This is a genomic window from Parafannyhessea sp. LCP19S3_B1 (assembly GCF_052121955.1).
Taxonomy (GTDB): Bacteria; Actinomycetota; Coriobacteriia; order Coriobacteriales; family Atopobiaceae; genus Parafannyhessea.
Genome location: NZ_JBQKDH010000012.1, coordinates 22,975 through 36,148 on the forward strand (window position 1 = coordinate 22,975; position 13,174 = coordinate 36,148).

Here is a 13,174-nt window from a genome sequence, read left to right on the forward strand (position 1 = left end):
AGAGGCCCCCGTGCGTGCACGGAGGCCTCCTCTTAGCACTGTCTTCAAGATACCCTCGCGACCGCCCCACCCACAAGACGATATCAGCTTTGGAACAATCACGAAACGTGGGCGAGAAACGCTAGTCCTCGATCGCGGGCGGCTTCGGCGCGGTCTTCTGTCCGATGCGGGCGCCCATGCAGACCTTCCAGAGCTTCTCCCACACGCCGTCGTCCTCCACCTTCTGCAGCCAGGCGTTCACGAACGCCGCGGCGTCGGAGTCCTTCGGCAGGCCGATACCGTAGTTGTCCTTCGGGCCGATGAGCTGCTTCAGCAGGCGGTACTTGCCGGGGTTCGAGATCATGGAGCCCATCTGCATCGTCTGGTCGATGATGTAGGCGTCAACGCGGTGCTGCTCCAGGGCGGCGCGGGCCTCCTCGTCGGTCTTGTACTGCTTCTGGATGGCCTTCGGCGCCTCCTCCTTCACGATGCTCGGGCCGGTGGAACCGGACTGGACGGCGACCTTCTTGCCGGCGAGGTCGTCGATGGAGTTGATGTCCTTGTTCGTCGCAAGCACCATGATGGCCTGGCGCGAGGTGAAGTACGGGCCGGCGAAGTCGATGAGCTTCTTGCGGTCGTCGTTGATGCTGTAGGTCGCGAACACGGCGTCCACCTGGTCGTTCTGCAGGACGGACTCGCGAGTGTCCGACGTGACCTGCGTCAGGTCAATCTTGGAGGCGTCGCCCAGGATATAGGCGGCCAGAAGCTGGGACAGGCCTGCGTCGAAGCCGCGGACCTTGTTGTCCTTGTCGTCCAGGTAGCTGAAGAGCTCGGAGGTCTGGACGCCGCCAACGCGCAGCTTGCCGTCCTTCTTCACCTTGGACGCCCACTTGTTCGCCGAGATGGTGGCGTCGTCGGCCTGCTTCGAGTTCTCCTTGATGAGCTTGTCGTACGCGTCCTTGTCCAGCTTGCCGGAGGTCTTCGTGGCGCCGGCGTCGGAGGCGGAGCCGTCAGTCTCGGAGCTGCCGCCGCACGCGGCGAGGCCCATGGTCGCGAAGCCGCCAAGGCCCAGGGCAACCGCTTGGCGCCTGCTGACGACGATCTTGTCAAGAGGATTGCTGATAGACATGTGGGTTCCTTCCTTCGGGCTACCCGTGGGAGCGGGGCGCTGCCCGCTCGACAATAAGACCGGTGCTCGCACCGGGCCGTGCACTAACGCGTTAAATCCTATCGTTTTGCTAGGAAATGTCAACAGGGCCGGATCCACCGTGCGCAAGACGTAACACGGCTGCCGCGACCTGCCATTTCCGCAGAGCGTTGGATTCCTTCTACCCACTTTTCAGCTCAATTTTCCACATGCGCATTTTCGATAGAGCACTATCGGCCTTGGCGATTGCCCCCGGGCGAGAAGGGCCGTCACGAACCGCTCGCACTACAATTGCAGGCTGTGGAACATCTTCGATAGAGGGACTCTCACATGCAGGGAACTAATGGCTCGGCAGCGTTCTGCCCGGTCGTGATGGCACAGCTCGTCGCACTCGTCGTCGCAACGCTCGCATACGCGCTCGCAGGCGCCGTGGTCGCGGCGCGGCGCGCGGGCGAGGGCGGCCCGTCGGCAGTGCTTGCCCACGTCCGCCCGTCCACGCTGCTGTGGGAGCTCCCGTTCCTGGGGGCGCTCGCCTTCCTCTGGGTCTGGTGCGCGCGCGGCCTCTACTCCGGCGGCGTCGCCTCGCTCCGGACGAGCGCGCTCGCCATCCTCGTCGCGGGGCTCGCCTGCCTCCCCAGGCTGCGTCTCTCGGCCCTCCTCGCGCGGCGCGTCCCCGCCCGCAGGCAGGCCGCATGCCACACGGCCGCGACCGTAGTCCTTCTCGCCCTCTGCGAGGAGGCGTCCCGCGCGGCGCTCGAGGTCCCGTGGAACGACGCGTGGCTCGACATCGCGCCGCAGTTCGTGGCGATCGAGGCCACCATCATCGGCCTCGCGCTTCTCGCCCTGTACTTCCTGTTCCAGCGCCGCGGGGCCGGCGTCGCCCTTGGCGTGGGCTTCATGCTCTTCGTCGGCATCGCGCAGTACTTCGTGTTCCTGTTCAAGGACGCCAACATCACGCCGGCCGACCTCCAGGCCATCGACACCGCGGCCGAGGTCAGCGGCGGCTACGTCTACGTGATCACGCCGGCCGTCGTGCGGGCCGTCGCGTTCGCGGCGGCCGGGATCGCGTGCGCCGCGTACCTCATGCCGCCGGCGTCGCAGGCGCTGCCCCAAGGCGGACATGCGCCCGCCCACGCGGAGCCCGCGCGACGCGAGGGGGCCCGCGCATGGCTCGCCCACGCGGCGTCCGTGCCCGCCGTGCGGCGCACCACGCTCGGGCTCGCCAGCGCCCTCGCCCTCGCGCTCTTCGTGACGGTCCCCGGCTACGGTGCGGACTTCGGCGTAAGCCTCAACCACTGGAACTCCCTGTACAGCACGTCCCTGCAGGGCTTCTTCCCCTGCTTCGTGAAGGAGTTCCAGGCGCGCCTCATCCCCGTGCCGCAGGGCTACACGGAAAAGGCCGCGAAGGCGGCCGAGAAGAGCCTGGTCAAGAGGTACCGCAAGACGCTCGGCAGCGACGCCGACACCTCGGCCGGCTCGTCGCGCAAGGCGGCCGAGAAGCAGTTCGAGGACACGAAGCCGTCCGTCGTGGTCATCATGAACGAGTCGTTCAGCGACCTGTCCGTGTACAAGGCCATAGCAGAGTCGGGCTACACGGGCCCCGACTACGTGAAGAACGGCACGACCGACGCCATCCTGCGCGGCGACTCGTACGCCTCGATCTTCGGCGGCGGCACCTGCAACTCTGAGTTCGAGGCGCTTTGCGGCGTTAACCTGCACTACCTGGGGTCGAACAAGTACCCCTACACGCAGTGGGACTTCACGAACGTCGACTGCATGCCCCGGCAGTTCGCGCAGCTCGGCTACCAGACGACGGCAATCCACCCCAACCTGGGCACGAACTGGGATCGCGAGCGCGTGTACCGCCAGATGGGCTTCGACAAGTTCCTCACGATCGACAACTTCGACGGCGCCGAGACGTACCACAACGGCTACGTGAGCGACCGCGCGACGTACCAGCGCGTGCTCGACGTCCTGGCCTCCAGCGACAAGCCCCAGTTCGTTCACGACGTGACCATGCAGAACCACGGGCCGTTCACCACCGGGACCATACCGGGCAAGGACCGCACGAACTTCTCACCCGCGGGCGCCACGAGTCTGGACAACTCGAAGCTGAACGAGTACCTGGCGTGCGCCACGGAGTCCGACCGCGCCATCAGCTGGTTCGTCGGGGAGCTTCGCAAGCTCGACCGCCCCGTGGTCGTGCTGTTCTTTGGCGACCACCAGCCCAAGCCCGCAAGCCCATACGCGACGATCGGCTACGAGGGGGAGCCCTCCATCACGACCGCGGAGCGCATGTTCCACTCCAGCTACTTCATGTGGGCGAACTACGACGTCGCGGGCGACGAGCAGGCGGGACAGACGCTGGACGAGCCCATCTCCGCACTGGGGGACGAGCTCATGTACCGCATCGGCGCGCCGCTCACCGCGCGGCAGGAGGCGTCCCTGGCGTCGCAGCTCGACCTGCCCGTGCTGAGCCTCATCGGCTACAAGGACGCGAACGGCACATGGCATGCCTACGGGGACGACGAGCCCCTGGCATCCCCCGACTCGACGAGGGACTCGGACTCCGCCACGCACGCGGACAGCCTTATGGGCTACGTCAACTACCTGGAGTTTGGCAGCATCGTGAACTAGAAACCCCCATGGGCCTCGGTAGCCGCCCCTCTCCGGCCGGCTACCGAGGCCTGCGCCGCGGCAGACGCCGCAACGAGCCCGCGAGCCTCATCCGTCTGCCATCCCGCTCGAGCACGCCCTCGTCCACCATGCGCCCTACCTCGCGGGAGACGGCGCTTCGGTTGCCTCCTATGAACTGGGCGAGCGCCGTCTGGGACAGGGGGACCGTCACCCAGCCGTCCGCATCGGCGGCAAGCCCTCCCAGGTAGACCACGATGCGATCGCGCAGGCTGTGCTGGCCCAGTATCCTTACCTTCCGGTTGAGGAAGACGCTCTGCGTCGAGACTATGCCCAGAAGGTTGCGCAGGAGCACCGCCTCGAGCGCGTCCGGCTGCCCTCCCGTGCCTAGCACGCCCACGTCAAGCAGCACCACCTCGCTCGGACACAGCGCCACGAGCTCGATGGGGCTCTCGGGAACGAGGGCGCACGCGAACGCGGCGCCGTACATCTGACCTGCGGTGAAGCGATTGACGTTGATGCGGTCGAAGCGCTCGCTGTCGAACGATCCCTCGACCTCGCCGGACATGAGGATTCCCACGTAGCGAAACGGCTCCCCAAAGCCCTGCAGCACCTCCCCCTTGGCGAAGGAGTGGCACCGCGCACGCATGAGCACGAGCACGCGCGGAAGCTCCTCGCGAGATACCCCCGCAAAGAGCGGGCTCTTCGCAAGCATGTCCATACAGTGCGCAAAGCGCCGGTTCACACCGTCCGTCTGCATAAGCCGCACCCTTCCCCGTTGCCACTGCAACATAAACCTAACATCACTCACGCTCACGCGCAAAGCGATTACGCTTGTCAGCACAAACGTCACGCCCGCATAACGGCTTTGTCAGCCAACAAAGACCACGGAGCCCCACGGACACATTGCCCTAGACTGTGCACGGAAGAACACAGGACACCGAAAGACATTCGAGAAGGATAGGAAGAGCATGCAAGACAAAGACGCCGAGAAGGACGAGTCGCGCGAGCAGAAGCCGGACTTCGAGCCCCCATACCACCGTGGCCCCGTCATCATGCGTGGCAAGATGATCCCGAAGGAAAGCACGAACTCCCACCTCCTTGCACCCGACAAGGACACCTCGTGGCTCCACACGGACCCGTGGCGCGTGCTTCGCATCCAGGCTGAGTTCGTGGACGGCTTCGGCGCGCTCGCGGAGCTGGGACCCGCGGTCTCGATGTTTGGCTCCGCCCGCACGAGCGAGGACAGCCCCTACTACAAGGCTGCGCGCGCGTGCGCCCAAGAGGTCGCCCGGCACGGCATCGCCGTGATCACCGGCGGAGGCCCCGGAATCATGGAGGCCGCAAACCGCGGGGCGGCGGAGGTGGGCGGAACCTCCGTCGGGCTCGGCATCGAGCTCCCCCACGAGCAGAGCCTTAACAACTGGATCAACCTCGGCATGAACTTCCGCTACTTCTTCGTACGCAAGACCATGTTCATGAAGTACTCCCAGGGCACGGTCATATTCCCCGGAGGCTATGGGACGCTGGACGAGGCGTTCGAGGGTCTGACGCTCGTTCAGACCGGAAAGTCCCCGCGCATACCTCTTGTGCTGTTTGGGACCAGCTACTGGCAGGGTCTCTTCGACTGGATCCGCGGGTCCATGCTCGCCGAGGGCAACATCTCGCCAAAAGACGTCGACCTCTTCACGCTGACGGACGACCCCAAGGAGGCGGCGGACATCGCCATGAGCCAAATCCTCAACGGATAGGCAAGACATCCCGAGAGCCGGGACCGCATCGCCATCGTCAGGGATGCGGTCCCACGTCGCTACCCCATCTTCGCCCCCTCGAGCGCAAGGAGCCTGGCCTTCACCTCGGCGCCGCCGGCAAACCCCGTCAGGCTCCCTCCTGCGCCAATCACCCGGTGGCACGGCACTATCACGCAGATGGGGTTGTGTCCAACAGCCCCTCCCACGGCACGTGCAGACGTACGCCTTCCCGTCTGGGACTCGACCCTCTCTGCAAGCTCTCCGTACGTCACGGTCCGTCCATAGGGAATCTGGAGCAGCTGCCCCCACACCACCATCCTGAAGGGCGTCCCCACAAGCCCGAGCGGCAGCTCGCCAGGATCGGGCCTCTCCCCCGCGAAGTACCCTCGCAGCCAGCGGCGGGCAATGTCGAACACGGGCAGGTCGTCCTTGCGGACGTACGCCTCGGCAGCATCTGCATCCCAGTTCCTGTCATGCTCGAACCAGCAGTGCGAGATCCGCTCCCCGTCGCTCGCGAGCGTCAGGTTGCCTATCACGCCCGTCTCGAACGTCGTCACATACGTCGTACCCGTACCAGTCCCAGCAACCTTCCGGGGGGCAGAGCCCCCCTTCCGCACGGTCTTCCGGGCCGCACCGCCGTTCTTCTCGCCCGCCTTGCGCACGGGCCTTGTCTTTTGCGCAAGGTCGCAAAGCTCCGGAAGCGCGCCTCCGGCCACCTCCCACAAATACAGGCTCGCGACGCTGCAGTACGGGCTGAACCGGCGGCGATACCTCTCGAACAGCTTCCGCGTGATCTTACGGTGGTGGCAGAGCATGCGCAGGCCGCGCTGGATGGCAAGGTCGTCGAACGCGAACACGTCCGGACGGTTCAGGCAGAAGGTCAGGATCATCTCTGCCGTCCACCTGCCCACGCCGCGAAGTGACGCAAGCGCCTCTATGGCCTCGTCGTCACCCATGCGCTCCACCGCCGCGATGTCGAACGAGCCATCCTGAACGCGCAGGGCGAAGTCGCGGATGTAGCCCGCCTTGCCGTATGTCATCCCAAACGCCTGCAGCTCCTCGACGCTCGCGGCCGCAACGTGCGCCGCATCCACCGTTCCAAGGCCGTCGCGCATGCGTGCCCACACCGTCGCCTGCGCGCGCGTCGAGATCTGCTGCCCCACGATGCTGTGGACTACCGCCTGAAAGAGGTCGTCGTCGCGCACGCGCCACACGTGCCCGATCCTGGCGATGGCGTCCGCCATGCGCGGGTCGCGCGCGGAAAGGTATGCCACGGCATCGTCGCCGTACTCGACGTACCTGACCTCGCCTTGCACCAGCCTGTCATCCGCTTGCGTCATGGCCATCGCCACCCTCGTGGGCCTCGAGCGTTTGGTCAGACCAGCATACACCGCCCAGGCGAGAAGAACAAGTGTTCTGTTTCGTTTTTTACTCTCGCTCGGTTACGACGACGTGGACGGAGTCACCCGGCCCCTTGCCCTGGGCCTCGCAGATCGTTGCGTCGTACTCGTACGCGTCTTGGGCCATGTCCCCTCCAGACCGTTCTCAACACAGGGTGGCGTCTCCCCCGCAAGTTGCCTCGCGGAAGAACTCCGCCGCCGAGAGCCCCTTCGAGCGGAAGCATCGGCAGTTCAGTGCCTGCCCAACCCCAAGGAAAACCGTTCCCGCCAATCTCTTGGAGCGACCTAGCCCTCAGGCCAGCTGACGATGAGCTCCATCTGCCCTTCGAACTCGAGGTCGCCGGAACCCGCCGGCGCCACGAAGTGCGACCCCAGCGCGAGCTCCCAGCTGCCGGCGCCAGACGTAACTTTGCCGCCCTTGCCGTGCACCACGGAGACGCACATGAAGTCGTGTGTCTGAGGCACTCTCGCGGGCGAGCCCGGCACCACGCGCACGCGTTCCACCTCGAAGTTGGGACACGCGCCCAGGACGGTGACGCCGTCCTTCTCGGGCGCTGTGACATCGCCGTTCTCGGGAAGCGGCAGGTCGAAGTCCACCACGTCGAGCGTCTGCGGAATGTGCAGCTCACGGCGGGTGCCGTCCGCCTGCACGCGGTCGTAGTCGTACACGCGGTACGTCACGTCGCTGGACTGCTGGGTCTCGAGCACGACGGTGCCTGCCTGTATGGCGTGGATGGTGCCGGGCTCGATCATGAAGAAGTCGCCGGGCTTGATGGGCACGCTGTAGAGAAGGTCGTCCCACCTTCCCTCCCGCACCATGCGGGCAAACTGCTCGCGGTCCTTCGCGCGCTGGCCCACGACGATGGACGCGCCCGGCTTGCAGTCGAGCACGTACCAGCACTCGCGCTTGCCCAGGCTGCCGTTCTCGTGCTTGGCCGCGTACGCGTCGTCCGGGTGCACCTGCACGGAGAGGTTCTGGCGCGCGTCCAGGATCTTGATGAGCAGCGGGAAGCGGTCACCCTTTGCGTCGCCAAAGAGCTCGTGCTCATGCTCCCAGAGCCAGCTGAGCGACTTGCCGTCAAAGCTTCCGCCCTCGATCGTACAGTCGCCGTTGGGATGCGCGCTGATGGCCCAGCACTCGCCCACGTCGCCATCGGGGATGTCGTAGCCGTATTCGTCGTGCAGGTAGCGGCCGCCCCAGATCTTGTTGTGGAATACGGGCTTCGGGAACAGCAGCTCCTGCGGCTTCGTGCCAGCGCTCTTCTCCATGTGCACGTCCTTCTTCCTCCGACGTTGGAAGGCGCGGGCGCCGGCCCTTGCCTGGCGCCCGCGCCGGTGATACGTTCGCGCCTCTAAGATGACACGATGACAGGCTCTACTTCCGAGCGGCCGCCAGCTTTTGGTAAACGTCCACAAGGTCCTCGGCCATGACGCGGCTGGCCTCGGCGTTACGGTCGGCGATCCTTGTCGGTTCTTCCAAGCTCGTCGCGTACGGCCTTGCGCACGACGAAGTACACGGCGACCAGCAGAAGCACGGCGGGCATCGCCAGCTCCAGCATCATGGCCAGAATCGACATGCCAAGCTCCGGCAGCCCCATTCCAAAAATCATGGTTCCTCCCATCGTCACATCCAAGCGTATGGACCGCATGGCCTCGCCACGCGGAATCCCCCTATGCCAGCGGTGGCATCTGACGCGGAAGTCCGCCCTCGTAGGCAATCTGCTCCGGCGGCGCAACCAGGGGCCTTACGTAGCGCACGAACTCCGGGGTGACGCCCATGCCGTCCGCGGCGATCCACTCGCGCGGGACGGGCTTCACCTTGTTCGCCACGTCCGCCACGCCCACGGTGCGAAGCTCCGCGCGGTATGGGTCGTCCGAGGTGCGCTCGACCGCGCACATGACGCCCGTCTGGCCGTCCAGCGCCGCAAGCGCGCCCAGGTGGCCGAGGGCGAAGGCCTCGTCCAGGTCCGTCGCGCTCGCGCAGTGGCTGGCACAGCGCTGGAAGGTGGAGATCTCCACGGCGCGCGTCTTGCAGCCAAGGCGCTCCTTCGCAAGCGCGGCCAGGTAGCGGCTTGCCCCGGAGAGCTGCGCCAGGTGACCGAACTCGTCGGTGCCCGTGCCCGCGGCGACGGTGCGCTCCGCGATGAGGCGGCCCGAGGCGTCGCGCACGCCCTCAGACGTCGCGACCATGACGGTGTTCTTCTCGGCGAGAAGTGCCTCGACCTTTGCCATGAGCGCGTCCTCGTCCAGAGGCACCTCGGGCAGCAGCACCACGTCGGGACTGGCGAGGCAGGCGGAGCCCGCGAGCCAACCGGCGTCGCGGCCCATGATCTCGACGAAGGTCACGCTCTTGAGGTCGTAGACGTCCGCGTCGCGCGCGACCTCCGCGACGGCCGTCGCCACGAAGCGGGCCGCGCTTCCGTAGCCGGGCGTGTGGTCCGTGCCGACGAGGTCGTTGTCGATGGTCTTGGGAACGCCGACGAAGCGGACGTCGCTTCCCACCTGCGCACCGTAGCGCGCAAGCTTTGCGATGGTGTCCATCGAGTCGTTGCCGCCGATGTAGAGCACGGCGGAGACGCCCGCCTCGTCGATGCGCTCGAGCGCGCGTGCAAAGAACCCCGGGTCGGCCTCGGGCTCCGGCAGCTTGAAGCGGCAACTGCCGAGCCAGCTGGCGGGGGTGTCGCGCAGGAGCGCGAGCGCGTCGTCGTCCGGAACCGCCTGGTCAAGGTCCACCGTGCGCCCGTCAAGAAAGCCCTGGATCCCGTAGCGCATGCCGATGGCGCGCACGCCCTTCTCCCTTGCGCCGGCGATGACCCCGGCGAGGCTCGCGTTGATGGCGCAGGTGGGGCCGCCCGACTGTCCAACAAGAATGCGCTTTGCCTGGGACATGGTCCTCCTATCTTCGTGGTTGGAACGAGTATAGCGCGCCGGCGCCGCGGCGCCGCGCGTTGCGGCGGTCTGGCTTGGACGCGCGACCGCAAGTGGGTACAAGGCAGGTAGGTGACAACGGCCGCCGTCGCGGCGGCGAGTGAGGAGGAGCCATGCTCAAGGAACTGAAGGTCGGACCCTACCTGGCACCGATGCCAGTGCTGATGATCGCAACGTACAACGACGACGGCAGCGTCGACGTCATGAACATGGCGTGGGGCGGCATCTGCGACACGGACAAGGTGGCGCTCAACATTGGCGCGCGGCACAGGACGTCCAAGAACATCGCGGCCCGCAAGGCGTTCACGATCTCCGTGGCCGACGAGGCGCACATGCGCGAGGCGGACTACTTTGGCATCGCCTCGGGCAACGCCGTGACGGACAAGTTCGAGCGCAGCGGGCTCACGGCGACGAAGAGCTCCCGCGTGGACGCACCCGTGATCGAGGAGTTCCCGCTGACGCTGGAGTGCGAGGTCGTCGAGGACGACGAGACCGTGAGCGGGCATCGCGTGGTTGGGAAGATCGTTGGCGTGCTGGCTGACGACTACGTGCTGGACGCCGACGGCAAGCCCGACATCGCCAAGCTGCGCCCCCTGACGTTCGACACATTCCACAACGGCTACTACGCGCTGGGCGAGAAGGTCGGCCAGGCGTGGAGCGATGGCAAGGGCCTGGGCGAGTAGGCACGCGGACGGCCGGGGCCAACCGAGGCCATCCGGGGCCGACCGCAGCGGGTGGGCCGGCCCCGCCCGTGCCCGGCGCTACGCGATCGAGGCCCCCAGCTCGCGCGCCTGCGGCACGTCCGTCACGGCCGCCGGGTCGAGGTCATCCGTGTGCAGCAGCACCGCGGAGCCAAGGTTCCTCCAGCCCATGCGCAGCATGAGGTAGTCGAAGTGCGCAAGCAGCTGCGCGGGATGGCTGCCCCCGGCGGCCACGAGCAGCGCCCCCGACCTGCCGTTTCCGTGGAGCTCGTCCGGCTGGCACTCCGCAAGCGCCCACAGCCGGTCGAACGCGTTCTTGAGCAGGCCGCTGTACGACCAGAAGAAGAGCGGCGTCGCGAGCACCACCACGTCGCACGCGCGATACGCCGCGTATACGGTCGCCATGTCGTCGCGCTGGGTGCAGGGATGCGCCGGGTCCGCCCCGCCGTGGAGACAGCCCACGCAGCAGTGTATGTCAAGGTCCCGCAGGTCAAGCACCTGCACCGTGTTGCCTGCCTGACGCGCCCCCTGCGCAAACGAGCGAATCATGGCAGCCGTGAAGCCCTTTGGGCGTGACGAGCCGTTAAGAACGAGGATTCTTGCCATTGTCTGACCTTCCCCCTGCACGTGAGGGCTACAGCAGAAGCGCCAACAGAAGCGCCGCCTGCCCCACGGCGTTCACTATCTCCTCGACCCAGTTGTCGCGCGCGACGTCCTGGCGGTTGTGGACGGCCATATAGCTCATGGCAACCATGCAGGCGGCCCATGCCGCAAGCGCCACGACGGCCGGTGGCCGCACCAGCGCCGCAAGCACGCCCGCGAGCGCGCGCAGGCGCACGACTGCGCCTGCAACCATAAGCGCAAAGCCCAGAGGCATTACGTAGCGCATCTGCCGCGCGAGGATGGGGACGTCACGGTGGGCAAGTGCCAGCAGCACCTTCCACGCAACCTTGCCGACGCCGCCCGCGAACGCGATAACCGAGCCTGCCACAAAGAGCGGGCTCGCGATGCGCCTGCCAAGCACGATGGAGCTGAGGCAGAACAACGCGACCGGCACGGCGTCGAGTGCCGCGAGTGCGAACGTAAAGCCCTCCCAAGCGTCATCAGGCTGCACGCCCCGCTCTTCTCGCCGCCCTTTTCGCCCGCGCGGGCTGGCTCCCTGCGACGCAACCGCCACGGCTACGCCTGCTCCAGCGCCTGGGCGAGGTCGTCCAGGATGTCCTGCGTGCCCTCGAGCCCGCAGGAAAGCCGTACCATGGACGGGCTGATGCCGGCGGCAACCAGCTCCTCGTCCGTCATCTGGCGGTGCGTGGAGCTCGCCGGGTGCAGGCAGCACGTGCGGGAGTCCGCCACGTGGGTCTCGATGGTGCACAGCTTGAGCGCGCTCATGAAGCGCTCGGCCGCCGCACGTCCGCCGGCCACGTCGAACGAGACCACGCCGCAGGTGCCGCCCGGCATGTACTTCTGTGCAAGGTCGTGGTAGCGGTCACCGGGAAGCCCGGGGTAGCGAACGGACGCGATCTTGGGGTGCGCGCTCAGGAACTCCGCCGCAGCCTGTCCGTTCTTGCAGTGCTGCGGCATGCGTACGTGCAGGCTCTCGAGGCCAATGTTCAGCAGGTAGGCGTTCTGCGGGCTCTGGATTGAGCCAAAGTCGCGCATGAGCTGCGACGTCGCCTTGGTGATGAACGCACCCGCGTTGCCAAAGCGCTCCGCGTACACGATGCCGTGGTATGAGTCGTCAGGGCGCGTGAGACCCGGGAACTTGTCCGCGTGCGCCATCCAGTCGAAGTTGCCGGAGTCCACAATCGCACCGCCCACGCACGAGGCATGGCCGTCCATGTACTTGGTGGTGGAATGGGTCACGATGTCTGCGCCCCACTCGATGGGGCGGCAGTTAACGGGCGTGGGGAACGTGTTGTCCACGATGAGCGGGACGCCGTGGTCATGCGCGGCGGAGGCGAAGAGCTCAATGTCGAGCACCGCGAGCGCGGGATTCGCGATGGTCTCGCCAAACACGCACTTGGTGTTGGGCCTAAACGCGGCGTCCAGCTCCTCGCGCGTGCACGTGGGCGAGACGAACGTCGCCTCCACCCCCATCTTGCGCATGGTGTGCGCCAGCAGGTTGTACGACCCTCCATAGATGGCGGAGCTCGCCACCACGTGGTCGCCGCACTCGCAGATGTTGAAGAGCGAGAAGAACGTGGCCGCCTGGCCCGAGGACGTCAGCATGGCCGCCGAGCCGCCCTCCAGCTGGCAGATCTTCTTCGCGACCGCGTCGTTGGTGGGATTTTGCAGGCGGGTGTAGAAGTAGCCATCCTCCTCCAGGTCGAACAGGCGCCCCATGTGCTCCGAGGTGTCGTACTTGAAGGTGGTGGACTGCACGATGGGCAGCTGCCGGGGCTCGCCGTCCCCGGGAACGTAGCCGCCCTGCACGCACGTGGTCTCGATGGTGCTCATGAACGCCTCCCCAATCGTCGGCGGCACCGCGATGTCTGACGGTCCCGCCGGTCCTACATGCTGTAGATACCATGGACACCTATGGTGCCACACCCACGGCACCGCGCGGCGGTAGAGCTGAGAAGTTGCTCCCCATAAGAACCAATGGCATGCAATTTGACACCAATGCCCCGTTAC

General features: G+C 66.5%; 12 protein-coding genes. 3 read left to right on the forward strand and 9 right to left on the reverse strand.

From position 1 onward, the window contains the following. Nucleotides 1-121: 121 nt before the first annotated feature. Nucleotides 122-1,108 (reverse strand): transporter substrate-binding domain-containing protein, encoded by a 987-nt coding sequence (locus ACTQWE_RS07710; protein ID WP_441856871.1) that lies wholly within the window; start codon nucleotides 1,106-1,108, stop codon nucleotides 122-124. Between the two features lie 348 nt (nucleotides 1,109-1,456). Here ACTQWE_RS07710 and ACTQWE_RS07715 point away from each other — a divergent pair, with 348 nt between their 5' ends. Beyond that, nucleotides 1,457-3,763, forward strand: a complete 2,307-nt coding sequence (locus ACTQWE_RS07715) for an LTA synthase family protein (RefSeq protein WP_441856870.1) — start codon at nucleotides 1,457-1,459, stop codon at nucleotides 3,761-3,763. 40 nt (nucleotides 3,764-3,803) lie between these two features. On the opposite strand, the gene ACTQWE_RS07720 is transcribed toward ACTQWE_RS07715, so the two are convergent. After that, on the reverse strand, nucleotides 3,804-4,520 hold the full coding sequence (locus ACTQWE_RS07720; RefSeq protein WP_441921531.1) for a Crp/Fnr family transcriptional regulator: 717 nt from the start codon (nucleotides 4,518-4,520) through the stop codon (nucleotides 3,804-3,806). 211 nt (nucleotides 4,521-4,731) lie between these two features. Between ACTQWE_RS07720 and ACTQWE_RS07725 the strand changes: the two genes are divergently transcribed. Continuing rightward, nucleotides 4,732-5,511: a TIGR00730 family Rossman fold protein gene (locus ACTQWE_RS07725; protein WP_441856868.1), complete on the forward strand. Its 780-nt coding sequence runs from the start codon at nucleotides 4,732-4,734 to the stop codon at nucleotides 5,509-5,511. Nucleotides 5,512-5,570: 59 nt separating this feature from the next. Here ACTQWE_RS07725 and ACTQWE_RS07730 read toward each other — a convergent pair whose 3' ends face one another. The 4 genes from ACTQWE_RS07730 to ACTQWE_RS07745 form a co-directional block, all read right to left on the reverse strand. Continuing rightward, nucleotides 5,571-6,857 carry a methylated-DNA--[protein]-cysteine S-methyltransferase gene (locus ACTQWE_RS07730; RefSeq protein WP_441856867.1) on the reverse strand — a complete coding sequence of 429 codons (1,287 nt, stop codon included), beginning with the start codon at nucleotides 6,855-6,857 and terminating at the stop codon, nucleotides 5,571-5,573. 339 nt (nucleotides 6,858-7,196) lie between these two features. Continuing rightward, nucleotides 7,197-8,180: a type I phosphomannose isomerase catalytic subunit gene (locus ACTQWE_RS07735; RefSeq protein ID WP_441856866.1), complete on the reverse strand. Its 984-nt coding sequence runs from the start codon at nucleotides 8,178-8,180 to the stop codon at nucleotides 7,197-7,199. A 179-nt stretch (nucleotides 8,181-8,359) separates the two neighbouring features. Further along, nucleotides 8,360-8,521, reverse strand: a complete 162-nt coding sequence (locus ACTQWE_RS07740) for a hypothetical protein (RefSeq protein WP_154540928.1) — start codon at nucleotides 8,519-8,521, stop codon at nucleotides 8,360-8,362. A gap of 61 nt (nucleotides 8,522-8,582) precedes the next feature. Continuing rightward, nucleotides 8,583-9,800, reverse strand: coding sequence for a 6-phosphofructokinase (locus ACTQWE_RS07745; protein ID WP_441856865.1), 1,218 nt, complete (start codon nucleotides 9,798-9,800; stop codon nucleotides 8,583-8,585). Nucleotides 9,801-9,952: 152 nt separating this feature from the next. Here ACTQWE_RS07745 and ACTQWE_RS07750 point away from each other — a divergent pair, with 152 nt between their 5' ends. Then, entirely contained in the window at nucleotides 9,953-10,522 is a 570-nt protein-coding gene (locus ACTQWE_RS07750) for a flavin reductase family protein (protein WP_441856864.1), read from the forward strand. A 78-nt stretch (nucleotides 10,523-10,600) separates the two neighbouring features. On the opposite strand, the gene ACTQWE_RS07755 is transcribed toward ACTQWE_RS07750, so the two are convergent. The 3 genes from ACTQWE_RS07755 to ACTQWE_RS07765 all read right to left on the reverse strand — a co-directional run bounded on the left by ACTQWE_RS07755 (nucleotide 10,601) and on the right by ACTQWE_RS07765 (nucleotide 12,997). Continuing rightward, nucleotides 10,601-11,146 (reverse strand): flavodoxin family protein, encoded by a 546-nt coding sequence (locus tag ACTQWE_RS07755; RefSeq protein ID WP_441856863.1) that lies wholly within the window; start codon nucleotides 11,144-11,146, stop codon nucleotides 10,601-10,603. A gap of 28 nt (nucleotides 11,147-11,174) precedes the next feature. Further along, on the reverse strand, nucleotides 11,175-11,654 hold the full coding sequence (locus ACTQWE_RS07760) for a hypothetical protein (protein ID WP_441856862.1): 480 nt from the start codon (nucleotides 11,652-11,654) through the stop codon (nucleotides 11,175-11,177). 65 nt (nucleotides 11,655-11,719) lie between these two features. Continuing rightward, nucleotides 11,720-12,997 carry an O-acetylhomoserine aminocarboxypropyltransferase/cysteine synthase family protein gene (locus ACTQWE_RS07765; protein WP_441856861.1) on the reverse strand — a complete coding sequence of 426 codons (1,278 nt, stop codon included), beginning with the start codon at nucleotides 12,995-12,997 and terminating at the stop codon, nucleotides 11,720-11,722. Nucleotides 12,998-13,174 lie beyond the last annotated feature (177 nt).

Bases quoted from the DNA above. Each gene is read 5' to 3' on its own strand.
- ACTQWE_RS07740 (WP_154540928.1), bottom strand. From the start codon at position 8,521: ATGATTTTTGGAATGGGGCTGCCGGAGCTTGGCATGTCGATTCTGGCC.
- ACTQWE_RS07735 (WP_441856866.1), bottom strand. From the start codon at position 8,180: ATGGAGAAGAGCGCTGGCACGAAGCCGCAGGAGCTGCTGTTCCCGAAG.
- ACTQWE_RS07715 (WP_441856870.1), top strand. From the start codon at position 1,457: ATGCAGGGAACTAATGGCTCGGCAGCGTTCTGCCCGGTCGTGATGGCA.
- ACTQWE_RS07710 (WP_441856871.1), bottom strand. From the start codon at position 1,108: ATGTCTATCAGCAATCCTCTTGACAAGATCGTCGTCAGCAGGCGCCAA.
- ACTQWE_RS07755 (WP_441856863.1), bottom strand. From the start codon at position 11,146: ATGGCAAGAATCCTCGTTCTTAACGGCTCGTCACGCCCAAAGGGCTTC.
- ACTQWE_RS07730 (WP_441856867.1), bottom strand. From the start codon at position 6,857: ATGGCCATGACGCAAGCGGATGACAGGCTGGTGCAAGGCGAGGTCAGG.
- ACTQWE_RS07765 (WP_441856861.1), bottom strand. From the start codon at position 12,997: ATGAGCACCATCGAGACCACGTGCGTGCAGGGCGGCTACGTTCCCGGG.
- ACTQWE_RS07720 (WP_441921531.1), bottom strand. From the start codon at position 4,520: ATGCAGACGGACGGTGTGAACCGGCGCTTTGCGCACTGTATGGACATG.
- ACTQWE_RS07725 (WP_441856868.1), top strand. From the start codon at position 4,732: ATGCAAGACAAAGACGCCGAGAAGGACGAGTCGCGCGAGCAGAAGCCG.
- ACTQWE_RS07750 (WP_441856864.1), top strand. From the start codon at position 9,953: ATGCTCAAGGAACTGAAGGTCGGACCCTACCTGGCACCGATGCCAGTG.
- ACTQWE_RS07745 (WP_441856865.1), bottom strand. From the start codon at position 9,800: ATGTCCCAGGCAAAGCGCATTCTTGTTGGACAGTCGGGCGGCCCCACC.